This window comes from Streptomyces sp. NPDC053542, assembly GCF_044544685.1.
Lineage (GTDB): Bacteria > Actinomycetota > Actinomycetes > Streptomycetales > Streptomycetaceae > Streptomyces.
The window spans coordinates 55,572-78,439 of sequence record NZ_JBITXL010000004.1; the positions used below are offsets into that span (position 1 = coordinate 55,572).

The window sequence follows — 22,868 nt, forward strand, 5'->3', positions numbered from 1 at the left end:
ATCGGAGCGGTGCAGCAGTGGTGGAGCGTCCAGCAGGGCATGAGGGGGAAGAGCGCGACCCGGAGGCCGGTGCGGCCGACGAAGTGCTCGACCGTCCCCTGCCCGAGGGCGTGCGGCGCCGTGTCGTGGCGCTCACCGCGGAGTCCTTCGGCGGCCTGACGGTCGCCGAACTACCGCCACCGCTGCGGCAGTACGCCCGTTTCACACCGTCCCGGCGGGTGAAGTTCGCGGGCAACGCGATGGCCGCGGCGCTGGAGAGCGACCCGGTCTTCCGGCAGCGGATCGCGGCCCGGCTGCGCGAGACCCAGGCCGAGCTGGCCGAGGCCCTGCAGCAGGGCAACCCACCCGCCGCCGCCGACCCGCAGGACGTCGCGGCGGCGGCGTACGTTCTGCGCCCGCCGGGCTGGGCCAAGCTGGTCGCCGCCGCGGGCGAGGAAGTCCGGCGTGCCGACGAGGTGCGGGCCGGCGAGGAGGCCGAGCGGGAGCTCGCCCGGCTGCGGGAGGAGCTGGCCGAGGCGCGGGCGGCGTCCCGCGCGGAGGCCGACCGGGCGAGAGGCGACCTCGAAGCGGCGCGCAAGGAGAACGACGTGCTGCAGCGCAAGCTGCGCAGCGCGCTCAGCGACGTGAAGCGCGCGCAGGCCGCGGCGCGCAAGGCGGAGGCCGAGACCGAGTCGCTGCGCTCCGCGGCGGCCACGGACAAGGCGACCACCGACAGCGAGATGCGCCGGCTCAAGGCCCGGGTCGCGGAGGCGGAATCGGCGCTCGAAGCGGGGCGCCGCGCCGCGCGGGAGGGGCGCAGTGTCGAGGACATGCGCCTGCGACTGCTTCTGGACACCGTCCTGGACGCGGCCCAGGGGCTCCGCCGCGAACTGGCGCTGCCGCCGGCCAACGTCCACCCCGCCGACACGGTCGACGCGGTCGAGCCGGGCCGGATGACCCCGAAGGACGTCGCGGCGCGCGCCCTGTCCGACACGGATCCGGCGCTGCTGGACCAGCTCCTGGCGCTGCCGCAGGCGCACCTGGTGGTGGACGGCTACAACGTCACCAAGACCGGCTATCCGACGATGCCGTTGGACAAGCAGCGGCTGCGGCTGCTGGGCGGGCTGGCCGTACTGGCCGCGCAGACCGGCGCCGAGATGACGTGTGTCTTCGACGGCGCCGAGCTGGCCGCGCCGGTACTGCTCGCCCCACCGCGGGGCGTAAGGGTTCTTTTCAGCAAACCGGGCGTAACGGCCGATGAGTTGATTCGTCAGCTGGTACGGGCCGAACCGCCGGGCCGTCCCGTCGTGGTCGTCTCCACCGACCGCGAAGTGGCCGACGGCGTGGCGAAGGCGGGGGCCCGCCCGGTGGCATCGGCCTTGCTCCTCAAGCGACTTGCCCGCACTTGAGCGGGCGTCGGCCGCGGCGCGGACGGTGTGGGATAGAACACTCCGCGGCCCTTCCGGCCGTATCGGAGCGTCAGTTACCTGCTACGGGCGGTGCCACATTGGTAAAGGATGCGCGTGTGGCCAAGTTTTTTCCCGTGAAGATTTGAAGCGATCACAACTCGGTTACTAAGGTCAGCCCCGAGCCTTCATGCAGTTGATCATCCAACCGGGATGAACAGTGAAGGAACCGCCGAGTCCGCACCGTTCACGCGGAGCCGGGGACCAGTTCCCCCCACCACCCGGTAGGCGGCTGAAGGAAGAAGGAGCTCGCCCCCGTGGCGTCCCACCGTCGACCCAAGCAGCCGAGCCGCACTCGCGTCACCGTGTTCACCGCGACCGCAGCGGCGGCCGTCGCGCTCTCCTCCCAGGCCGGGTCCGCCCAGGCCGCCCCGAAGCCGACCAAGGAAGAAGTCAAGTCCCAGGTCGACAAGCTCTACGAGCAGGCGGAGCAGGCCACCGAGAAGTACAACGGTGCCAAGGAGGACCAGCAGAAGCTGCAGAAGGAGGTCGACCGCCTCCAGGACAAGGTCGCCCGTGGCCAGGAGGAGCTGAACAAGCTCCGCAAGGGCATCGGCTCCCTCGCCTCCGGCCAGTACCGCAGCGGCAGCATCGACCCCTCGGTACAGCTCTTCCTCTCCGGTGACCCGGACACCTACCTGGAGAAGGCGTCCACCCTCGACCAGTTGAGCGGCAAGCAGGCGTCGCAGCTCAAGGTCATCGCGGACAAGCAGCGCACCCTGTCGCAGGAGCGCGAAGAGGCCGCCGGCAAGATCAAGGACCTCTCCGACACCCGCAAGGCGCTGGGCGAGAAGAAGGACGAGATCCAGGGCAAGCTCGCCAAGGCGCAGGATCTGCTCAACAGCCTCACCGCCAAGGAGCGCGCGGCGCTGCAGGCGAAGGAGGAGCGCGCCAACCGCGCCAACAGCCGCGTGGACCTCGGCGGGGCCGTTCCCAGCTCGCAGCGGGCCGCCGCGGCCCTCGCCGCCGCGAAGACGAAGATAGGCTCGCCCTACGTCTGGGGCGCCACCGGTCCCTCCTCGTTCGACTGCTCGGGCCTGACCCAGTGGGCGTACCAGCAGGCAGGGCAGTCGCTGCCGCGCACCTCGCAGGAGCAGGCGACCGCCGGCACCCAGATCGGCCGCGACCAGCTCAAGCCCGGCGACCTGGTCATGTTCTACAGCGACCTGCACCACATCGGCCTGTACGCGGGCAACGGCCAGGTGCTGCACGCGCCCAAGCCGGGCGCCGCGGTGCGCTTCGAGGCCATGGACAACATGCCCTTCATGTACGGCGTCCGCGTCTGACGCGGTACGCGGCTGACGCTGCGTGACGACGGCCGGCCCGACACGCCGGAGACGTCCGAACGTGCCGCCCGATCGGGGGAATCGCGGCAGCCGCCGCTGACTTACCGCCTCGCCGGTGACCTGCGCAGTCACCGGCGAGGCGGATTTTTGTACGGGTCCGGAGGTCTTTGGCCGGGGTGTACCGGCGCGATTACTGTCTGCCCTCGCAGCCGCCGGACACGGACCGCCCGACCCCGGGCGGCAGGGGCTGCACGGGAAGGGAGTGCGGCCTCACGTGGCGTCCCACCGCCGTTCCTCGCCGGCCGGCCCGCAGGGCCCGGCACGGATCACCCTCATCTCGGCCGCCGCAGCGGCCGCCGCCGCCGCGCTGACCGCGGTCCCCGCGACCGCCGACCCCGGCACCGGCACCGGCCGCACCGCGAGCCACGCGCAGCTCACCTCGCGCGTCGACGCGCTCTACGCCCGCGCGGAACGGGCCACCGAGCGGTACAACGGCGCCAAGGAACGCACCGCCGAGCTGCGCGACCAGGTGACCGTCCTCCAGGACCGCGCGGCCCGCGCCCAGGAACGGGTGAACCGGCTGCACGACCGGCTCGGCGCGATGGCCGCCGCCCAGTACCGGTCCGGCGGCGTGGACCCCTCGCTCGCCCTGATGCTCTCCGCGCGCCCCGCCGACTACCTCGACAAGGCGCAGACCCTGAACCGGCTCGGCACCGCCCAGGCGGGGCGGCTGAACCGGCTGGTGGACGCCGAGCGGATGCTGCAGCGGCAGCGCCGGGAGGCCGCCGGGCGGCTGGCCCGGCTGGAGGAGGCCCGGCGCGCCGTCGCCCGCCACAAGCACGCCGTCGAACGCAAGCTCGGCGCGGCCCGGCAGCTGCTCGCCTCGCTGCCCGCGCGCGACCGGGCGGCCTACGCCCGCGCCTCGCGCGGCGCCCGCGCGGGCGCGCTCCCGGAGCTCACCGAACTCGCGGGGCTCTCCGGCCGGTCCGCGCTCGCGGTGGCCGCCGCCCGGTCCGCGGTCGGCGCCCCGTACGTCTGGGGCGCGTCCGGCCCGCGGTCCTTCGACTGCTCCGGGCTGATGCAGTGGGCGTACGCCAGGGCCGGGGTCTCCCTGCCGCGCACCTCGCAGTCGCAGCGGTACGCCGGGCGCCAGGTCCCGCTCTCCCAGGCCCGCCCCGGCGACCTCGTGATCTACCGCTCCGACGCCAGCCACGTCGGGATGTACGTGGGCAACGGGCAGGTCGTGCACGCGCCGCACCCGGGCGCGCAGGTGCGCTACGACCCGGTCGGCATGATGCCGGTGTCCGGGGTGACCCGCGTCTGAGCCCTCTCCCGCCGGAAGCGGCTGCCGGGCGTCCGAATGTCGCTCACCGGTATCCGCTCACGCGTACGATTCGGCGGGTGGCGGAAAAGCGGCGGCCGTACCGGCGGCACACGGCGGCGACCTGGGCGGCGGCCTGTCTGGCCCTGCTGCTCGCGGTGCTCACGGGCTGCGGGGGGCCCGCCCGCGAAGTGACCGACAGGACGGCCGTGCAGCGGGCGCTGGATGCCCGCGCCGCCGCCGTCCGCGACCACGACGAGGGCGCCTTCCTCGCGTCGGTGGACCCGGCGGCGGACGGCTTCCGGGACCGGCAGCGGGCGACGTTCGCGAACCTGCGCGGCGTGCCGCTCGCCGACTGGCGCTACCGCCTCGTGCGCACCGGTGCCTTCCCGCTCCCCGAGGCCGCGGGCGGCGGCCCCCGCGTCGCCGCCGAGGTCCGGCTGCGCTACCGCCTCGCCGGGTACGACACCGCGCCCGTCACGGCCGTCCAGTACCTCACCCTCACCCGGCGCGACGGCCGCTGGCGGATCACCTCGGACACCGACGGCGCGCTGAACGGCAAACGGACGGCGCGCCAGCTGTGGGACCAGGGCCGGGTCCGTCTCGTACGCGGCGAGCGCAGCCTGGTGCTGGGCACCGGGCAGCCGGCCGCGCGCCTGCGCGAGCTGGCCCGGCGCACGGACGCCGCGGTACCGGCCGTCGCGGACGCCTGGCCGGGCCGCTGGTCGCGCAAGGTGGTGGTCGAGGCGCCGGACTCGGTGCGCCGCATGGCCGAGCTGCTGGGCTCCTCGGACGACTCCGCGTACACGGGCATCGCGGCCGTCACCACGGGGGAGGCGGGCGCCTCGAACCGGGCACCCGCGGACCGGGTGATCGTGAACCCGCAGGCGTACGGCGAGCTGAGCGACCTCGGCCGGCGGATCGTCCTCACCCACGAGACGGCCCACGTCGCCACCCGTGCCGTGACGACGCCCGCCACGCCGCTGTGGCTCTCCGAGGGCTTCGCCGACTGGACCGCGTACCGCACGGCACGGCGCACGCCGCGCGCCGCCGCTCCCGAACTGACCCGCGCGGTGGCCGCGGGCCGCCTCCCGGAGCGGCTGCCGACCACGGCCGACTTCGGCTTCGACGCGGGCGCCGACCGCCTGAACCGCGCGTACGAGGGCGCGTGGCTGGCCTGCCGCCTGATCGCCGACACATGGGGCGAATCCCGCCTGGCGTCGTTCTACCGGGCCATGGCGACGGCCCCGAGGGGCGCGGCGGGCCTGGACCGCACGATGCGCGAGGAGCTGCAGGTCTCGACGGCGGAGTTCACGGCGAAGTGGCGGACGTACGTGCAGCAGGAGCTGGGAAGCGCCCCTTAGGGGCGCGGGGAACTGCGCGAGCAACCACAACGGCGCGTCGCTGGATCACCGACCGCACCCGGTACTGTCGCATCCGATGGACAAGACCCTGATCGTCACGAACGACTTCCCGCCCCGCCCGGGCGGAATCCAGGCATTTCTGCACAGCATGGCGCTCCGCCTCGACCCCGAGAAGGTCGTCGTCTACGCGTCGACCTGGAAGCGCAGCGCGGACGGCCTCGCGGCGACGGCGGCCTTCGACGCCGAGCAGCCGTACCCCGTCGTCCGGGACCGCACCACGATGCTGCTGCCCACCCCCCGCGTCACCCGCCGCGCAGCGGCCCTGCTGCGCGAACACGGCTGTACGTCGGTGTGGTTCGGCGCCGCGGCCCCGCTCGGCCTGATGGCGCCCGCGCTGCGCGCCGCGGGCGCGCGCCGGATCGTGGCCACCACCCACGGCCACGAGGCGGGCTGGGCGCAGCTGCCGGGCTCGCGGGAGCTGCTGCGGCGGATCGGCGAGGGCACGGACACGCTGACCTACCTCGGCGAGTACACCCGCTCCCGGATCGCGCGGGCGCTGACCCCCGCGGCGGCCGCGCGGATGACCCAACTGCCGCCCGGCGTGGACGAGAAGACCTTCCATCCCGGTTCCGGCGGTGACGAGGTGCGGGCCCGCCTGGGGCTCGCCGGCCGCCCGGTCGTGGTGTGCGTGTCCCGGCTCGTGCCGCGCAAGGGCCAGGACACCCTGATCGAGGCCATGCCCCGGATCCGTACCGCGGTCCCGGACGCGGCCCTGCTGATCGTCGGCGGCGGCCCGTACGAGAAGGACCTGCGCGCCCTCGCGGAGACCCGCGGCGTCGCCGACGACGTGTACTTCACCGGCGCCGTCCCGTGGGCGGAGCTGCCGGCGCACTACGGCGCGGGCGACGTCTTCGCGATGCCCTGCCGCACCCGGCGCGGCGGCCTGGACGTGGAGGGCCTGGGCATCGTCTACCTGGAGGCGTCCGCCACCGGGCTGCCGGTCGTGGCGGGCGACTCCGGCGGCGCCCCGGACGCGGTGCTGGACGGCGAGACCGGCTGGGTGGTGCCGGGCGGCTCCCCGACCGCCGCCGCGGACCGCATCGTCCCCCTGCTCCAGGACCCGGACCTGCGCCGCCGCATGGGCGAGCGCGGCCGCGCCTGGGTCGAGGAGAAGTGGCGCTGGGACCTGCTCGCGGAGCGGCTGCGGACGCTGCTCTGACGCGCGCCGGGCGGGGCGGCCGGGGGCTGGAAAAGTCCCCGACCCGCCCCTTCCCGGCTGTGACATATGCGGCTCCGCCGCGTGGGGGCTCCGCCCCGGACCCCGGTCCTCAATCGCCGGACGGGCTTGATTTTCAGCCGCGGTACAGCGCCTCGATGTCCTCCGCGAAGTCCTTCGCGACGACATTGCGCTTGAGCTTCAGCGACGGGGTGACGTGCCCCGACTCCTCGGTGAACTGGGTCGGCAGGACGCGGAACTTGCGTACCGACTCGGCGCGCGAGACCGCCGCGTTGCCGTCGTCCACCGCGCGCTGGACCGCGGCCAGCAGCTCCGGGTCCTCGGTCAGCTCGGCGGTGCTCTTGCCCACCTTGCCGTGCTCCGTGGCCCAGCGCGGCAGGAACTCCTCGTCCAGGGTGACCAGCGCGCCGACGAACGGCCGGCCGTCGCCGACGACCATGCACTCGGCCACCAGCGCGTGGGCGCGGATGCGGTCCTCGATGACGGCGGGCGCGACGTTCTTGCCGCCGGCCGTCACCAGGATCTCCTTCTTGCGCCCGGTGATGGCGAGGTAGCCGTCCTCGTCCAGGGTGCCGATGTCACCGGTGTGGAACCAGCCGTCGGACAGCGCGTCCGCGGTGGCCTGCTCGTTGTTCCAGTACGTGGTGAAGAGGTGCTCGCCGTGGAGCAGGACCTCGCCGTCGTCGGCGATGCGGACGACCGAGCCGGGGAGCGGCTGGCCGACCGTGCCGATCTTCTGGCGGTCCCAGGGGTTGAACGCGGTCGCGGCGCAGGACTCGGTGAGGCCGTACCCCTCCAGGACCGTGAAGCCGATGCCCCGGTAGAAGTGGCCGAGCCGCTCGCCCAGCGGCGCGCCGCCGGAGATCGCGTGCGTGGCGCGGCCGCCGAGCACGGCGCGCAGCTTGCCGTAGACGAGCCGGTCGAAGACCTTGTACTTGAGCTTCAGGCTCATCGACGGGCCGGCCGGGGTGTCCAGCGCGCGGCTGTAGGCGATCGCGGTGTCCGCGGCCTTGTCGAAGATCTTGCCCTTGCCGTCCGCCTGCGCCTTGGCCCGCGCGGTGTTGTAGACCTTCTCGAAGACGCGCGGCACGCCGAGCACCATCGTCGGCTTGAACGCGGCCAGTTCGTCGGTGAGGTGCTTGATGTCCGCGACATGGCCGAGCTTGATGGGGGCCATGACGGAGGCGACCTCGACCAGCCGCCCGAAGACGTGCGCGACGGGGAGGAAGAGGAGGACGGAGGAGTCGCCGGTACGGAAGAGGGGGCGCAGCCGCTCGACGATGTTGCCGCACTCGGCGAAGAACGCGCGGTGGCTGAGGACACAGCCCTTGGGGCGGCCCGTCGTGCCGGAGGTGTAGACGATCGTGGCGGGGGAGTCGGCGTCGGCGAGGGCGCTGCGCGCGTCCACCTCGTCGTCGGACATCCCGTCGCCCGCGGCGTGCAGCCGGGCTATCGCGTCCCGCTCGATCTGCCAGATGTTGGCGAGCGCCGGGAGCCGGTCGCGCACCGACTCCACCGCGGCCTCGTGCCCGGGCGTCTCCACCAGGCAGGCCACCGCGCCGGAGTCGCCCAGGATCCACTGGATCTGCTCGGGCGAGCTGGTCTCGTAGACGGGGACGGTGACCGCGCCCGCGCTCCAGATGGCGAAGTCCAGCAGCGTCCACTCGTAACGCGTGCGGGACATCAGGCCGATGCGGTCGCCGGGGCCGACGCCGGAGGCGATCAGGCCCTTGGCCACGGCGCGCACCTCGGCCAGGAAGGCGGCGGCGGTGACGTCCTGCCACTGGCCGGCGACCTTGCGGCCGATGACCGCGACATCGGGGTGCTGCGCGGCATTCCGGCGGATGAGATCCGTCAGGTTGCCGTCCGCGGGGACCTCGTACAGGGCCGGAAGGCTGAACTCGCGCAAGACTGCTGCTCCTCGGTGGCGCCGGCGTCACCACGCGGTGCGTCAGGCCGGCTGCGGTCCATGATGGGGCAAGGGGGATTGGACTGCCCGGACGTTACCCATCGGTATGCCTTCGGGGATAGGGGGTCCCGCCCAGATGTTTTATGCGTCACACATATCCGGACGGCCCCCGCGAAGCGTAGTCCAGACTTTCGGTGACCCGGAAGTAACCGCAGGTCGGTGCGGTCTCCCGGCGCCACGCCAGGGGGCCTAATCTGAGCCGTATGCGCGTACATGTGGTCAGTGACGTACATGGCAACAGCCGGGACCTCGCCACGGCGGGGGACGGGGCCGACGCCCTGGTCTGCCTCGGCGACCTGGTCCTCTTCCTGGACTACGCCGACCACTCGCGCGGGATCTTCCCCGACCTCTTCGGTGCCGAGAACGCCGGCCGGCTCGTCGAACTGCGCACGGCCCGCCGCTTCGACGAGGCCCGTGAGCTGGGCCGCAGGCTGTGGGCCGGGCGGGACAGGCACGCCGCCATCGAGGCCGCGGTACGCAAGCAGTACGCCGAAATGTTCGCCGCGTTCCCCACTCCGACGTACGCCACCTACGGCAATGTCGATCTCCCCAATCTTTGGCCGGAGTTCGCCGGTCCCGGCACCACCGTCCTGGACGGCCAGCGGGCGGAGATCGGCGGCCGGGTCTTCGGCTTCGTCGGCGGCGGCCTGCGGACCGCCATGAAGACGCCCTTCGAGATCAGCGACGAGGAGTACGCCGCGAAGATCGAGGCGGTCGGCGAGGTGGACGTGCTGTGCACCCACATCCCGCCCGAGGTCCCCGACCTCTGCTACGACACCGTCGCCCGCCGCTTCGAACGCGGCAGCCGCGCCCTCCTCGATGCCATCCGCCGCACCCGGCCGCGCTACTCCCTCTTCGGCCACGTTCACCAGCCGTTGTCCCGGCGGATGCGGATCGGCCGGACGGAATGCATCAATGTCGGGCATTTCAATGCCACCGGGACGCCGTTCGCGCTGGAGTGGTGAGCCGCGGAGCCCGTCGGGAACCGGCGGTCACCCGTGCCGTACCGGGCCATACCCACCGACCGCGGGTCGGGACGGCCCCCGCCGCGCGGTAGCCTTCAGCAGCAGGGTCGGACACGGTCGTCCGCACCGTCCGGACACGGGCCCACGAGTCGGCGCACCGGCATGAATCGGCATGGAGGAGTCACGGCGATGGCCGAACACACCAGCTCTAGCATCACGATCGAGGCGGCACCCGCCGATGTGATGGGAGTGATCGCCGACTTCGACCGCTATCCGGAATGGACCGGTGAGGTCAAGGAGGCCGAGGTACTGGAGAAGGACGACCAGGGCCGCGCCCAGCAGGTCCGGCTCGTGCTGGACGCCGGCGCCATCAAGGACGACCACACCCTCGCGTACACCTGGACCGGCGAGCACGAGGTCAGCTGGTCGCTCGTCAAGTCCCAGATGCTGCGCGCCCTGGACGGCTCCTACCGTCTGGCGCCGGTGGCCGGCGGCAAGCACACCGAGGTCACCTACCAGCTCACCGTCGACGTCAAGATCCCGATGCTCGGCATGATCAAGCGCAAGGCCGAGAAGGTCATCATCGACCGCGCGCTGGACGGCCTGAAGAAGCGCGTCGAGAGCGGCGCCCCGGGCTCCTCCGACGAGGCCGCGAGCAGCTGAGCGTGCGCACGGTCCTCGTCACCGGTCCCGGCGGCGCGGGCCGCACCACCGTCGCCGCCGCCACCGCCCTCGCGGCGGCCCGGCGGCGGCAGCGCGTCCTCTTCCTCACCCTGGAGAGCGGCGTCCCCGAGGCGGCCCTCGGCACGCCGCTGACCGGCGAGCCCACCGAGGCCGCGCCCGGCCTGTGGGCCCACAGGGTCGACACCGCCGACCACTTCCGCCGCGAGTTCCTGGCCTTCCAGGAGCGGGCGGCGGCCGCGCTCGACCTGCTGGGCGCCACGCCGCTGGACGAGGACGAGCTCACCGAGCTCCCCGGCGCGGAGATCTTCGCCCTGCTGCACGCGCTGCGCGCCGCGCACGAAGCCGGCGCCTGGGACCTGGTCGTCGTCGACCTGCCGCCCGCCGAGCGGGCCGTCCGGCTGCTCGCCCTGCCCGAGCAGGCCCGCCGCGGCCTGCGCCGGCTGCTGCCCGCCGAACGCCAGGCGGCCCGCGCGCTGCGCCCGGTACTCGCCCAGCTCGCCGGGGTGCCGATGCCCGCGCAGAAGGTGTACGAGACCGCCGCGCGCTGGGAACACGAACTCGCCGCCGTGCAGGCCGTCATCGAGGACCCGGGCACCAGCGTGCGGCTGGTCGCCGAGCCGGGCCCGGCCGGCGCCGCCGACCTGCGCACCGCCCGCGCGGGCCTCGCCCTCTTCGGCCACCGGCTGGACGCCGTGGTCGCCAACCGCATGCTGCCCGCCGACTCCGCCGACCCCTTCCTTGCCGGGCTCTCCGGTCAGCAGCAGACGGCCCTCAAGGCGCTGCGGGAGGACTTCGCCGGGGTGCCGGTGCACGAGGTGCCGCACCTGGGCCGCGATCCCCGCGGGACGGCGGAGCTGGCGGAGCTGATCGCCGGGCCGGCGGACGGGACGGACGGCGCGGCGGACGGCGGTACGCGCCGCGCGGACCTCGCCGGGACCGTCGCGGACCGCCTCGCCGAGGACGGGCTGCTGGTCTGGCAACTGCCGCTGCCCGGCGCCACCCGTGACGCCCTCGGCCTCGTCCGGCGCGGCGACGAACTGATCATCACGGTCGGCCCGTTCCGGCGCATCCGTACCCTCCCCTCCGCGCTGCGCCGCTGCACCGTCTCCGGCGCCGGGCTGCGCGACGGGGTACTGCACGTCCGCTTCACCCCCGACCCGGAGCTGTGGCCCCGGGAGCACGGCGGGCCGGCAGGGCCGTGAACGAAGGTGCTGGTCCCGGGGTTCCGGGGCCGCCAGGTACCGCCATTCCGGTAACGTCGGAAGCACCCGCACTCCGACGTACCGCCGCCAGGAGCCCGTCATGACCGATGACACCGAGCGCCCCGCAGACAACCCGCCCCGGACGGACGACGACGCCTGGGAACAGGCATGCGCCGAGGACCTGGCGGCGGAGCGGGCCCGCCGCCGCGCCGAGTACGGCCGGCAGCCGGGCAGCGCCGCCGAGGAGCTGCGCAAGCTCGCCGAGGCCGTCAGCGACAAGATCGCCGGCATCCAGCTGCCCGGCGCGGTCGGCGGAATGGCCGCGAAGGGCGCGGTCAACCAGTTCCTCCAGCAGGCCAGGGCCGCCGTCGAGCCGGTCATCGAGCGCAATCCCGAGGTCTTCGACCACCTCGCGGCGGCCGGCTCCGAACTGCTCGCCGCGTACCGCTCCGCCGTCGAGGCGGGCGAGCGGCGCTGGACCCGGGGCGCCGCCGAGGACCGGGACGCCACGGCGCGCGGCCCGCAGGCGGAGGGGCCCGAGCGGCCCCGTGGCGGGCGCGACGACGAGGGCCCGGCGGGCGCGGGCGGCAGCGAGCGCATTGACCTCGACTGATCGGCCCCGGCTGATCGGCCTCGGCCGGCGGCCCGGAGCGAGTCAGGTGTCCGGCTGGTGATCCATCGGCCTCCGGTGGGGCCCCGGCTCCGGTACGGTTGTCCGTTGGCGGGGTTCGACCGGAAAACTGAGGGACACATGGGACTCACCATCGGCGTCGACATCGGCGGCACGAAGATCGCGGCCGGCGTGGTCGACGAAGAGGGCACGATCCTTGAGACGTGCAAGGTGCCGACCCCGCCGACCTCCCAGGCGCTGACCGAGGCGATTGCCGACGCGGTCCGCAGCGTCGGGGCCGGCCATCAGATCGAGGCCGTCGGCATCGGCGCCGCCGGGTACGTCGACGAGAAGCGCGCCACGGTGCTCTTCGCCCCGAACATCAACTGGCGCCACGAGCCGCTCAAGGACAACGTCGAGCAGCGCGTCGGCCTCCCCGTCGTGGTGGAGAACGACGCGAACGCCGCGGCCTGGGGCGAGTACAAGTTCGGCGCCGGCCAGGGCCACAGCGACGTCATCTGCATCACGCTCGGCACGGGCCTCGGCGGCGGCATCATCATCGGCAACAAGCTGCGCCGCGGCCGCTTCGGCGTCGCGGCCGAGTTCGGCCACATCCGGGTCGTGCCGGACGGCCTGCTCTGCGGCTGCGGCAGCCAGGGCTGCTGGGAGCAGTACGCCTCCGGGCGCGCGCTCCTGCGGTACGCCAAGCAGCGCGCCTTCGCGACCCCGGAGAACGCCAAGATCCTGCTGGGCCTGGGCGACGGCACCTCCGAGGGCATCGAGGGCCGGCACGTCAGCGAGGCCGCGCGGCAGGGCTGCCCGGTCGCCGTGGACTCCTTCCGCGAGCTGGCCCGCTGGGCCGGCGCGGGCCTGGCCGACCTCGCCTCGCTCTTCGACCCCTCCGCCTTCATCGTCGGCGGCGGCGTCTCCGACGAGGGCGAGCTGGTCCTGGACCCGATCCGCAAGTCCTTCCGGCGCTGGCTGGTCGGCAACCAGTGGCGGCCGCACGCCCAGGTCCTCGCCGCCCAGCTCGGCGGCAAGGCCGGCCTCGTCGGCGCCGCCGACCTGGCCCGCCAGGGCTGAGCCGTGGTGGCCGAGCGCCCGGAGACCGCGGCCGGGTTCCCGCAGTCCGTGACCGAGTCCGACGGCTCCGCCGTCATTCGGGTGCTCAGCTACAACATCCGCTCGATGCGTGACGACCGGGCGGCGCTCGCCAGGGTCATCCGGGCCTGCGCCCCCGACGTCGCGCTCATCCAGGAGGCGCCGCGCTTCTTCCGCTGGCGGAAGGCCGCGGCGGCCCTGGCCCGGGAATCGGAGCTGGTGTACGCCACGGGCGGCGCGACCGCCTGCGGCCCGATGATCCTCACCTCGCTCCGCGCCCACGTGGAGCGCGCCGAGGACGTCCTGCTGCCGAAGACCCCCGGCCTGCACCGGCGCGGCTTCGCGACCGCGGTGCTGCGCATCGGGGGAGCGCGGCTCGGCGTGCTCAGCGCGCATCTGAGCCTGAGCGCGGCGGAGCGGTACGAGCAGGCGGGGCTGCTCCTGGAGCGGCTCGCGCTGCTGGACGCGCCGCACGCGGTGGCCGGCGGCGACGTCAACGACCGGCCCAGGGGCCGCAGCTTCCGGCGGCTGGCCGGGTCGCTGACGGACGCCTGGCAGGCCGCGCCGTGGGGCGGCGAGTACACCTCCACCCCGCACGATCCGCACCAGCGCATCGACGGCGTGTTCACGACCTCCGGCGTGGAGGTCCTGGCGTGCGGCGTACCGATCGATCTCCCGGGTGTCGAGGAAGCGGATCTGCTGGCGGCATCTGATCACCTACCGGTGCTCGCGGCGCTACGGGTGCCGGCCCTGGCCCCGTAAGGGGCGCGGGCAACTGCGCGACCGGCCACGACGGCGCGGCAGCCGTCAGACGACCGCACCGCCCCCGGGCCGGGGATCGTCATCCTCGTCATCGGTCTTCATCCGGGCGAACAGCGTCGCGAAACCGCCCAGGAACCCGCCGATGCCCAGCACGGTGATCCACCACGTGACGGGCTGCTGGAAGATCATCACCAGGATGAGCAGCAGCGGCCCGCCCAGTACCGCGATCCACGCGAACTTGGTCGTCACGTCGGCCTGCGGCAGCGGCGGCGGCTCGGGAGGCGTGAAGTGCCCCTCGTCGTCCTCGTCGAAGTCGTCGTCGGAGGGCGCCCCGGCCGACCAGTCGCGCGGCCCGACGCCCGGCGCGTACACGATGAAGCTGCCGGGCCGGTCACCGGACGCGTCCTCGGACCGGCCGGCGGGCGGGACCTCGCCCGGCACCTCGCCCGGCCCGTCCCCGGCACCGGACCGGTTCCCTTCGGACGCCTTCTCCCGCGCCGCGTCCGGCCCCTCCGCCGGCCCCTTCTCCGGGCCCTCGTCCGAGCCGCTCTCCGCGCTCTGCCCCTGGCTCTTCTCCAGGCCCAGCTCCTTCTCCCAGTTCGCCAGGCCCTTCTCCAGGTCCAGGTCCGTCACCGGGCGCTCCGGCTCCCCGGCCTCGGGCCGCGCCGAGACGGGCGCGGACGGCCGGTCCTCCGGTGCGGGAAAGGCCGGCTCCTCCCCGTAGGAGGCCACGATCTCTGCCCAGGCGGCGTCCTCGTCCAGAGGATCGCGCGGGTCACGCTCCCCCACTGGTGGTCGTCCCCTCCCCCTTCACGGCCGGTGCGAGGCGGGCGATGAAGTCGTAGGTGTCCTCGAAGATCTGCTCGGCGTCATGGTCCAGGGTGGCGACGTGATAGCTGCGCTCCAGCAGCTTCTGCCGCAGGTCCTTGGACGAGACCCGGCTCATGATGCGCTCGGAGTCGGCCGGCGGCACCACATGGTCCTGCGGGCTGGTCATCACCAGCAGCGGCTGGGTGACCTGCGGCAGCTCGGCGTCCACCAGGCGGAAGAACTGCCGTACGGAGTGCGCCGCGTGCAGCGGCACCCGGTCGTAGCCGGTCTCCATCGCGTTCGCCTGGCAGATGTCGCTGGTCAGGCCCTTGGTCGTACGGACGAGATGGCGCAGCACCGGCAGCAGCGGGGCCGCCGCGTCGTGCACCTTGTTCGCCGGGTTCACCACGGCCACGCCGCTGATCGCGTCGCCGTGCCGGGCGGCCAGCCGCAGCGCCAGCGCGCCGCCCATGGACAGTCCGCAGACGAAGACCTGGTCGCAGCGGGCGGTCAGCGCGCGCAGCTCGCGGTCCACCTCGGCGTACCAGTCCTGCCAGGTGGTGACCTGGAGGTCCTGCCAGCGGGTGCCGTGCCCGGGCAGCAGCGGCAGGGAGACGGTGAGGCCGCGGGCCGCGAGGTACTCGGCCCAGGGGCGGACGGACTGCGGGGAGCCGGTGAAGCCGTGACAGACGAGGACGCCGACCCGGCCGCCTTCATGGCGGAACGGCTCGGCCCCGGGGAGAAGCGGCACCGGAGGACTCCGTTCGGTAAAGGGGAAGCGAGCGGTAAGGGAGAAAGGAAGAGCGCCAGCCTGCGGCGAAAGCTGGTAACTGCAGGGTACGCAAAGCCCAGCCGCCCGGATAGGTCCGCAGGGAAGGGTGTGCCGTGCGGGGAGAGGCGGCGGGGACCGGCGGCGCCGTGCACGGTGAGGGGACGGGCCGCCGCGCGGGTTAAGGTCTTTGCGTCGGACCAAGAAGGAGTGGCGTTGATCTACGGCGCAATGAAGTTTTCCATCGGCAACTCGCTGAAGCTGGCGTTCCGCCCCTGGGTCGAGGGCCTGGAGAACATCCCTGCCGAGGGGCCCGCCATCCTGGCGAGCAACCACCTGTCCTTTTCGGACTCCTTCTTCCTGCCCGCGGTGCTCGACCGGAAGGTCACCTTCATCGCCAAGGCCGAGTACTTCACCTCGCCCGGCGTCAAGGGCAAGCTGACCGCCGCGTTCTTCAAGGGCGTCGGGCAGCTGCCGGTGGACCGCTCCGGCGGGCGCGGCGCCGGTGAGGCGGCGATCAAGAGCGGCATCGAGGTGCTGGAGCGCGGCGAGCTGTTCGGCATCTACCCCGAGGGCACCCGCTCGCCCGACGGCCGGCTCTACCGGGGCAAGCCCGGCGGCCTGGCCCGGGTGACGCTGGCCACCGGCGCGCCGGTGATCCCCGTGGCGATGATCGACACGGAGAAGGTGCAGCCGCCCGGCAAGATCGTGCCGAAGATGATCCGGCCCGGCATCCGCATCGGCAAGCCGCTGGACTTCAGCCGGTACCACGGCATGGAGGGCGACCGCTTCATCCTGCGGTCGGTCACCGACGAGGTCATGTACGAGATCATGAAGCTGTCGGGCCAGGAGTACGTCGACATCTACGCGACCGCCGCCAAGCGGCAGATCGCCGAGGCCGCCAAGAAGCAGGCCGAGGCGGAGAAGGCGGCGAAGAAGTCCGGGTCCGGCGCTTAGCCGGCCGGCGAGGGGGTGGGCCAGATGACAGCGGAGGACCGGATACCCGCCGTGCCGGCCGGGACGGCGAGCACGACGGTGGTCGAGGAAACGGCCGAAGGGGCCGGGGCGCGCACCCGTCAGCCGCGGGTGCTGCGGATGTCCGTCGAACTCCCGCTGTGGCGGGCGCTGACGGGGTACCGGGTGCTCACCCTGGTCTACGCCGTGGTGATCTTCTCCCTCAACTACACCGAGTACGCGCACCCGTTGGGCGGCGCCGCCTACATGGGGGCGCTCACCGTATGGATGGTGCTGACCTGGCGCTGCACCACCTCCGCCGAGCGGTGCAGCCGCCGCTTCCTCTTCGGCGACCTCGGCTTCGCGGTCGTCGGCATCATGGTCACCATGCTCGTCGACACCCATGCGCGGGTCGTGGGCGGCGCGCCCACGCTGCCGTCGATATGGACGGCCGGCGCGGCGCTGGGCTTCGCGATCAAGGGCGGCTGGCGCTGGGCGGCCGGTGCCTCCACGGTGGTGGCCCTCGCCAACCTCGCCGAGCGCCAGGAGTTCGCCCGCGACACGGTCCACAACGTGCTGCTGGTGTGGGTCGCGAGCGTGGCGATCGGCTACGTCGTCGAGGTGGCCAGGGCCAGTGAGCGCACCCTCGCGCGCGCCCTGCAGATCGAGGCGGCCACCCGGGAGCGCGAGCGGCTGGCCCGCGACATCCACGACAGCGTGCTGCAGGTGCTGGCGATGGTGCAGCGGCGCGGCGCCGCGCTCGGCGGCGAGGCGGCGGAGCTGGGCAGGATGGCGGGCGAACAGGAGGTCGCGCTGCGCACGCTGGTCTCCAGCGGGCTGGTGCCCGCGAAGCGGCGGACGACGGCGCCGGACGCGGCGGGCACGGAAGGCACGGGATACGAGGACGAGACGGACGGGCCCTCGTACGGGGACAACTGCGTGCCCGACGGGCAGGAGGCGCTCGCCGACGAGCCGTGCGATGTGCGGGCGCTGCTCGCGCCCCACGCGGGCGCCGGGGTGACCTTCTCCGAGCCGGGTGCCCCGGTGCTGCTCCCGGCGGCGCGCGCGGCGGAGCTGGCCGCCGCTGTCAGTGCCGCGCTGGACAATGTACGAGTGCACGCGGGGCCCGGCGCCCACGCGTGGATCCTGGTCGAGGACGAGCCGGAGTCGGTGATCGTGACGGTGCGGGACGACGGCCCGGGCATCCCCGAGGGCCGGCTCGCCGACGCCGAGCGCGAGGGCCGGCTCGGGGTCGCGCTCTCCATCCGGGGGCGGCTGCGGGACCTCGGCGGCCGCGCCGAGTGGATCTCGGTCCCCGGCCAGGGCACGGAGGTGGAGCTGATGGTTCCCAAGGGCGGCGCGCCCGAGGGCGGACGACGGGGGAAGGCAGGCGCATGAGCGAGCCCCAGGGCGTGAAGGTCATGGTGGTCGACGACCACCCGATGTGGCGGGACGCGGTGGCCAGGGACCTGGCCGAGGCCGGGTTCGACGTGGTCGCGACCGCGGGCGACGGGCCGCAGGCGGTCCGCAGAGCCCAGGCCGCCGGCCCCGACGTGCTGGTCCTGGACCTCAATCTCCCGGGTCTGCCCGGCGTCGAGGTCTGCCGCGAGCTGGTCGGCGCCAACCCCCGGCTGCGGGTCCTGGTGCTCTCCGCGAGCGGTGAGCACGCGGACGTGCTGGAGGCCGTGAAGTCCGGCGCGACGGGCTATCTGGTCAAGTCCGCCAGCACGGCGGAGCTGATCGAGGCGGTGCGCTCCACCGCCGTCGGCGACCCGGTCTTCACTCCGGGCCTGGCCGGGCTGGTGCTGGGGGAGTACCGCCGGCTGGCGAGCGACCCGGCCCCGGCCACCGAGGACGAGCCCGGCGCGCCCCGGCTCACCGACCGCGAGACCGAGGTGCTGCGGCTGGTCGCCAAGGGCCTCTCGTACAAGCAGATCGCCGAGCGCCTGGTCATCTCGCACCGCACGGTGCAGAACCACGTCCAGAACACCCTCGGCAAGCTCCAGCTGCACAATCGGGTCGAGCTGGTCCGGTACGCGATCGAGCGCGGGCTCGACACGCCCTGAGCGCCCCGGCACGGACCACTCGTACGAGTGAACGGCCGGGCTCCAACTCCCCGGAAAATCACCGGAATCAGCCCCTCGTCCCTCTCCTGAGTGACCTGGATCACCATTAGCGTGACCCGCGTCGGTCCATCACGGGACGAAGGGAAGAAGCGATGCGGGTAGGAGTGCTTACCGGTGGCGGCGACTGCCCCGGTCTGAACGCGGTCATCCGGGCGGTGGTGCGCAAGGGCACCCAGGAGTACGAGTACGACTTCGTGGGCTTCCGGGACGGCTGGCGGGGGCCGCTGGAGGGCGACACGGTCCCGCTGGACATCCCCGCGGTGCGCGGCATCCTGCCCCGCGGCGGCACGATCCTGGGGTCCTCGCGCACCAACCCCTTCAAGCAGGAGGAGGGCGTCAAGCGGATCCGGGAGAACCTCGCCAAGTACGAGGTCGACGCCCTGATCACGATCGGCGGCGAGGACACCCTCGGCGTCGCCGCGCGGCTCTCGGCCGAGCACGGCGTGCCCTGCGTCGGCGTGCCCAAGACCATCGACAACGACCTCTCGGCCACCGACTACACCTTCGGCTTCGACACCGCCGTCGGCGTCGCCACCGAGGCCATCGACCGGCTGCACACCACCGCCGAGTCGCACATGCGGGTCCTGGTCGTGGAGGTCATGGGCCGGCACGCGGGCTGGATCGCGCTGCACTCGGGCCTCGCGGGCGGCGCCAACGCCATCCTCATCCCCGAGCAGCGCTTCGACATCGACCAGGTCTGCGCCTGGGTCGAGTCCCGCTTCAAGGTGCGGTACGCGCCGATCGTGGTCGTCGCCGAGGGCGCCATGCCCAAGGACGGCCAGATGGTCCTGAAGGACGACTCCACCGACTCCTTCGGGCACGTCCGGCTCTCCGGGGTGGGGGAGTGGCTGGCCAAGGAGATCGAGCGGCGCACGGGCAAGGAGGCGCGCACGACGGTGCTGGGGCACACCCAGCGCGGCGGCACGCCCAGCGCCTTCGACCGCTGGCTGGCCACCCGCTTCGGGCTGCACGCCATCGACGCCGTGCGCGACGGGGACTTCGGGACGATGGTCGCGCTGCGCGGTACGGACATCGTGCGGGTGCCGCTCGCCGAGGCCACCGCGAAGCTGAAGACGGTCGACCCGAAGCTGTACTCCGAGGCGGGGGTGTTCTTCGGCTGACGTGGCGGCGCGCCCCGGCGGCGCGCCGCCCGTTCCGTACGGCGGTGCCGGGCGGTGGGCCGTATATTCGGCCCATCGCCGCAAGGTGCCCGATACGGGGATCAGTGGGAGGAAGCGTGGAAATCCTGGCGTTCGGCGTGCAGGCCGACGAGCGGCCGCTGCTGGAGCGCGCCTTCGACGGCCACCACCAGATCCGCTGCCTCGATGTCTCCCTCAACCGCGACACCGCCCCCCTCGCGGCCGGCTACGAGATCGTCAGCACGGCCGTCAACGACGAGCTGCACGCCGAGGTGCTCCAGGAGCTCGCCGTGGGCGGCACGAAGATGCTCGCCCAGCGCTCCACCGGCTACAACAACATCGACCTGCGGGCCGCCGCGGATCTCGGCCTCACCGTGGCCCGGGTGTCCGCCTATTCCCCGTACTCCGTCGCCGAGTTCGCCTGGGGTCTGGCGATGGCCGTCAACCGGCGCCTCGTCCGGGCCGCCCACCGCACCCGCGACTTCGACTTCCGGCTGGACGGCCTGATGGGCCGCGACCTGCGCGGCCGTACGGTGGGCGTCGTCGGCACCGGACGGATCGGTGAGGCGTTCACCCGCATCGCGCACGGCTTCGGGATGCGGCTGCTCGGCTGGGACGCCGCGGAGAACCCGGCCTGTACCGAACTGGGCATGGAGTACGTCGGCCTCGACCGGCTGCTCGCCGAGTCCGACCTGGTCTCCCTGCACGTACCGCTGCTGGAGAGCACCCGGCACCTCATCGACGGGCCCGCGCTGGCCGCGATGAAGGACGACGCGATCCTGATCAACTCCAGCCGCGGCGGCCTGGTGGACACCGCGGCCCTGGTCGACGTCCTCAAGGCCGGGCGGCTGCGCGGCGTCGGCCTGGACGTCTACGAGGAGGAGGCCGGCCTCTTCTTCTTCGACAAGTCACTCGAAGTCGTCGAGGACGACACCCTCGCCCGCCTGATGACCTTCGGGAACGTGCTGGTCACCTCGCACCAGGCGTACTTCACCGAGGACGCGGTCGGCCAGATCGTCGACACCACACTCGCCAATGCCGAGGACTACCTGGCCGGCCGCGCCGGGGAGAACCTCCTCGTCACCCCGGAGGGGCGGCTCACACCAGAACGGCAGCCAGCAGCTGGGAGGTGAGGGCCGCGCCGTCCAGCGTCAGCACCGACTCCGGATGGAACTGGACCCCCGCGAAGCCCGGCCCGCGCAGCGCGTGCACGTCCCCGGTCGCCGGGTCCCGGCTCAGCTCCACGCGGTGCATGGCCAGTTCGGCGACGGCCGCCTCGTCGCAGCGCGCGGTGAAGGTGTTGTAGAAGCCGACGGTCTCCTCGCGCCCGAAGAAGTCGATCCGCTCCTGCGCCCCCTGGAACGGCACGTCCTTGCGGACGATCTCCAGCCCGAGCACCGCCGCGATCAGCTCGTGCCCCAGGCAGACGCCGAGGAGGCCGTGCCGGTGCTCGCGTACCAGCTCGGCGGCGAGCGCGCGCAGCATCCGCATCTTCGGGTCGGCCGCGTCGGACGGGTTGCCGGGCCCCGGGCCCAGCACGATCGGCCCCTCGTGCGCGAGCGCCGCCTCCCGCAGCCCCGGCTCGTCGTACCGCCGTACCTCCACCGTCAGCCCCGAGGTGCGCAGCAGATGCGCCAGCATCGCGGTGAAGGTGTCCTCGGCGTCGATCACCAGCGCGTGGCCGCTCAGCGCCGCGGTCGGCGCGGTGGTCTGCATCCGCAGCCAGAACGGCGCGAGGCCGGCCCGGCGCGCGTCCAGCGCGGCCCGCACCCGCGGGTCCTCGGCCAGCCGCGGCGGCGCGGCGTCCGCGCGGCGGGCCGGCGCCTCCCGCACGCCCAGCGCGGTCAGCACGCCCGCGGCCTTGGCGTGCGTCTCGGCGACCTCGCTCGCCGGGTCCGAGCCGCGCACCAGCGTCGCGCCGACCGGCACCCGCAGCTTCCCGGCCGCGTCGATGTCGGCGGTGCGGATCAGGATCGGCGAGTCCAGGGTCTGCGCGCCGCCCGCGTCGCGGCCGATGAGCGCGAGCGCGCCCGCGTAGTAGCCGCGTCCGCCGGGCTCGTACCGCTCGATGACCCGGCACGCGTTCTGCACCGGCGAACCGGTCACGGTCGCCGCGAACATCGTCTCCTTCAGCACCTCCCGCACGTCCAGCGACGACCGGCCGCGCAGCTCGTACTCGGTGTGCGCGAGGTGCGCCATCTCCTTCAGGCGCGGCCCGATCACGACGCCGCCCTTGTCGCCGACGGTGCACATCATCTTGAGCTCCTCGTCGACGACCATCGAGAGCTCCTCGATCTCCTTGCCGTCGGCGAGGAACTCCAGCAGGTCCTCCGGGGTGGGGCCGCCGGCCGGGTAGCGGTAGGTCCCGCTGATCGGATTCATCACGGCCGTGCCGCCGCTCATCCGGACGTGCACCTCGGGGCTCGCACCGACCAGCGTCCGCTCGCCGGTGTGCACGACGAACGTCCAGTACGCGCCGCGCTCGGTGGCCAGCAGCCGCCGGAACAGGGCCAGCGCGTCGGCCCGCCCGAAGCCCGGGATCTCCCCCTCGTAACTCCGCCGGATCACGAAGTTCGCGCCCTCGCCCTGGCCGATCTCCTGGTCCAGCACCCGCCCGACGATCCCGGCGTACTCCTCGTCGCTCACGTCGAAGCCGCCGTCCGCGACCCGCACCGCGTGGTCCGGGAGCTGTTCCAGCGCGTCGGCGAGCGGCAGCTCGTGCCGCTCCTCGGGGACCAGTGCGACCAGCGGCGTGCCGTCGTCGCGCACGTCGAAGCCGCGCTCGCGGATCTGCCGGAACGGCACCAGGGCGAGGCCCTCGGGGAGGTCGGCGAGCCGGTCGTACGCGGCGACCGGACCGATCAGTACCTCGACGGTGTCCTGGTCGTGGCCGGGGGTGCGGCGGCGCAGCAGGGCAAAGGGCCGGTCGTCGGAGAGCAGCTCGGGCAGGTGCATGGTCCTCGTCCTTCTCACACAGGGTCTGGGGATCTGGGAGAGGAACGGCCCGTGAAACGCAGGAAGGCCGCCCCTCGGGCGGCCTTCGCGAAGTCTGTGGTGTGCGCGCGAATCAGTGGGCCGCCGGATGAGCGGTCCACCACCAGTTCATGGGTGTCTGCGCGAACAT

At 73.4% G+C, this 22,868-nt stretch carries 21 protein-coding genes; 16 read left to right on the forward strand and 5 right to left on the reverse strand.

The window, feature by feature from the left end; translation table 11 throughout:
- Nucleotides 1–17 precede the first annotated feature (17 nt).
- From ACIGXO_RS11940 to ACIGXO_RS11960, 5 genes are all read left to right on the forward strand, one after another.
- Nucleotides 18–1,388: an NYN domain-containing protein gene (locus ACIGXO_RS11940; protein ID WP_399784046.1), complete on the forward strand. Its 1,371-nt coding sequence runs from the start codon at nucleotides 18–20 to the stop codon at nucleotides 1,386–1,388.
- A gap of 314 nt (nucleotides 1,389–1,702) precedes the next feature.
- A complete protein-coding gene (locus ACIGXO_RS11945; RefSeq protein WP_399784049.1) occupies nucleotides 1,703–2,731 on the forward strand; it encodes an NlpC/P60 family protein in 1,029 nt (342 codons plus the stop codon).
- 274 nt (nucleotides 2,732–3,005) lie between these two features.
- Complete coding sequence (locus ACIGXO_RS11950; protein WP_399784052.1) at nucleotides 3,006–4,055, forward strand: NlpC/P60 family protein; 1,050 nt, start codon at nucleotides 3,006–3,008, stop codon at nucleotides 4,053–4,055.
- 77 nt (nucleotides 4,056–4,132) lie between these two features.
- Nucleotides 4,133–5,416, forward strand: a complete 1,284-nt coding sequence (locus ACIGXO_RS11955; RefSeq protein WP_399784055.1) for a hypothetical protein — start codon at nucleotides 4,133–4,135, stop codon at nucleotides 5,414–5,416.
- 76 nt (nucleotides 5,417–5,492) lie between these two features.
- A complete protein-coding gene (locus ACIGXO_RS11960; protein ID WP_399784058.1) occupies nucleotides 5,493–6,635 on the forward strand; it encodes a glycosyltransferase family 4 protein in 1,143 nt (380 codons plus the stop codon).
- A gap of 133 nt (nucleotides 6,636–6,768) precedes the next feature.
- Here ACIGXO_RS11960 and ACIGXO_RS11965 read toward each other — a convergent pair whose 3' ends face one another.
- A complete protein-coding gene (locus tag ACIGXO_RS11965; protein WP_399784061.1) occupies nucleotides 6,769–8,562 on the reverse strand; it encodes an AMP-dependent synthetase/ligase in 1,794 nt (597 codons plus the stop codon).
- Nucleotides 8,563–8,825: 263 nt separating this feature from the next.
- Between ACIGXO_RS11965 and ACIGXO_RS11970 the strand changes: the two genes are divergently transcribed.
- From ACIGXO_RS11970 to ACIGXO_RS11995, 6 genes are all read left to right on the forward strand, one after another.
- Nucleotides 8,826–9,587 (forward strand): metallophosphoesterase, encoded by a 762-nt coding sequence (locus ACIGXO_RS11970; protein WP_399784063.1) that lies wholly within the window; start codon nucleotides 8,826–8,828, stop codon nucleotides 9,585–9,587.
- 189 nt (nucleotides 9,588–9,776) lie between these two features.
- On the forward strand, nucleotides 9,777–10,250 hold the full coding sequence (locus ACIGXO_RS11975) for an SRPBCC family protein (protein ID WP_399784066.1): 474 nt from the start codon (nucleotides 9,777–9,779) through the stop codon (nucleotides 10,248–10,250).
- Nucleotides 10,251–10,252: 2 nt separating this feature from the next.
- On the forward strand, nucleotides 10,253–11,473 hold the full coding sequence (locus ACIGXO_RS11980; RefSeq protein ID WP_399784069.1) for an ArsA family ATPase: 1,221 nt from the start codon (nucleotides 10,253–10,255) through the stop codon (nucleotides 11,471–11,473).
- Between the two features lie 100 nt (nucleotides 11,474–11,573).
- Nucleotides 11,574–12,086: a DUF5304 domain-containing protein gene (locus ACIGXO_RS11985; RefSeq protein ID WP_399784072.1), complete on the forward strand. Its 513-nt coding sequence runs from the start codon at nucleotides 11,574–11,576 to the stop codon at nucleotides 12,084–12,086.
- A gap of 138 nt (nucleotides 12,087–12,224) precedes the next feature.
- Complete coding sequence (locus tag ACIGXO_RS11990) at nucleotides 12,225–13,166, forward strand: ROK family glucokinase (RefSeq protein WP_399784074.1); 942 nt, start codon at nucleotides 12,225–12,227, stop codon at nucleotides 13,164–13,166.
- 3 nt (nucleotides 13,167–13,169) lie between these two features.
- Complete coding sequence (locus ACIGXO_RS11995; protein ID WP_399784077.1) at nucleotides 13,170–13,946, forward strand: endonuclease/exonuclease/phosphatase family protein; 777 nt, start codon at nucleotides 13,170–13,172, stop codon at nucleotides 13,944–13,946.
- Between the two features lie 45 nt (nucleotides 13,947–13,991).
- Here the strand turns inward: ACIGXO_RS11995 and ACIGXO_RS12000 are convergent, their stop codons facing one another.
- Both ACIGXO_RS12000 and ACIGXO_RS12005 read right to left on the reverse strand, forming a co-directional pair.
- The gene (locus ACIGXO_RS12000) at nucleotides 13,992–14,735 is read right to left on the reverse strand and encodes a hypothetical protein (RefSeq protein WP_399784079.1); all 744 of its coding nucleotides are present in this window, start codon (nucleotides 14,733–14,735) and stop codon (nucleotides 13,992–13,994) included.
- Nucleotides 14,722–15,507 (reverse strand): alpha/beta hydrolase, encoded by a 786-nt coding sequence (locus ACIGXO_RS12005; protein ID WP_399784082.1) that lies wholly within the window; start codon nucleotides 15,505–15,507, stop codon nucleotides 14,722–14,724. The genes ACIGXO_RS12000 and ACIGXO_RS12005 overlap by 14 nt, the downstream gene beginning before the upstream one ends.
- A gap of 249 nt (nucleotides 15,508–15,756) precedes the next feature.
- Here ACIGXO_RS12005 and ACIGXO_RS12010 point away from each other — a divergent pair, with 249 nt between their 5' ends.
- The 5 genes from ACIGXO_RS12010 (at nucleotide 15,757) to ACIGXO_RS12030 (ending at nucleotide 20,877) form a co-directional block, all read left to right on the forward strand.
- Nucleotides 15,757–16,482, forward strand: coding sequence for a lysophospholipid acyltransferase family protein (locus tag ACIGXO_RS12010; RefSeq protein WP_399784085.1), 726 nt, complete (start codon nucleotides 15,757–15,759; stop codon nucleotides 16,480–16,482).
- 138 nt (nucleotides 16,483–16,620) lie between these two features.
- A complete protein-coding gene (gene macS, locus ACIGXO_RS12015; protein ID WP_399785605.1) occupies nucleotides 16,621–17,877 on the forward strand; it encodes a MacS family sensor histidine kinase in 1,257 nt (418 codons plus the stop codon).
- On the forward strand, nucleotides 17,874–18,545 hold the full coding sequence (locus ACIGXO_RS12020; RefSeq protein WP_223733714.1) for a response regulator transcription factor: 672 nt from the start codon (nucleotides 17,874–17,876) through the stop codon (nucleotides 18,543–18,545). The genes macS and ACIGXO_RS12020 overlap by 4 nt, the downstream gene beginning before the upstream one ends.
- A gap of 152 nt (nucleotides 18,546–18,697) precedes the next feature.
- Nucleotides 18,698–19,726 carry a 6-phosphofructokinase gene (locus ACIGXO_RS12025; protein ID WP_399784088.1) on the forward strand — a complete coding sequence of 343 codons (1,029 nt, stop codon included), beginning with the start codon at nucleotides 18,698–18,700 and terminating at the stop codon, nucleotides 19,724–19,726.
- 116 nt (nucleotides 19,727–19,842) lie between these two features.
- Nucleotides 19,843–20,877: a 2-hydroxyacid dehydrogenase gene (locus ACIGXO_RS12030; protein WP_399784091.1), complete on the forward strand. Its 1,035-nt coding sequence runs from the start codon at nucleotides 19,843–19,845 to the stop codon at nucleotides 20,875–20,877.
- On the opposite strand, the gene ACIGXO_RS12035 is transcribed toward ACIGXO_RS12030, so the two are convergent.
- On the reverse strand, nucleotides 20,843–22,699 hold the full coding sequence (locus tag ACIGXO_RS12035) for an anthranilate synthase family protein (RefSeq protein ID WP_399784094.1): 1,857 nt from the start codon (nucleotides 22,697–22,699) through the stop codon (nucleotides 20,843–20,845). The genes ACIGXO_RS12030 and ACIGXO_RS12035 overlap by 35 nt on opposite strands.
- Nucleotides 22,700–22,811: 112 nt before the next feature.
- Complete coding sequence (locus tag ACIGXO_RS12040; RefSeq protein WP_399785609.1) at nucleotides 22,812–22,868, reverse strand: trp operon leader peptide; 57 nt, start codon at nucleotides 22,866–22,868, stop codon at nucleotides 22,812–22,814.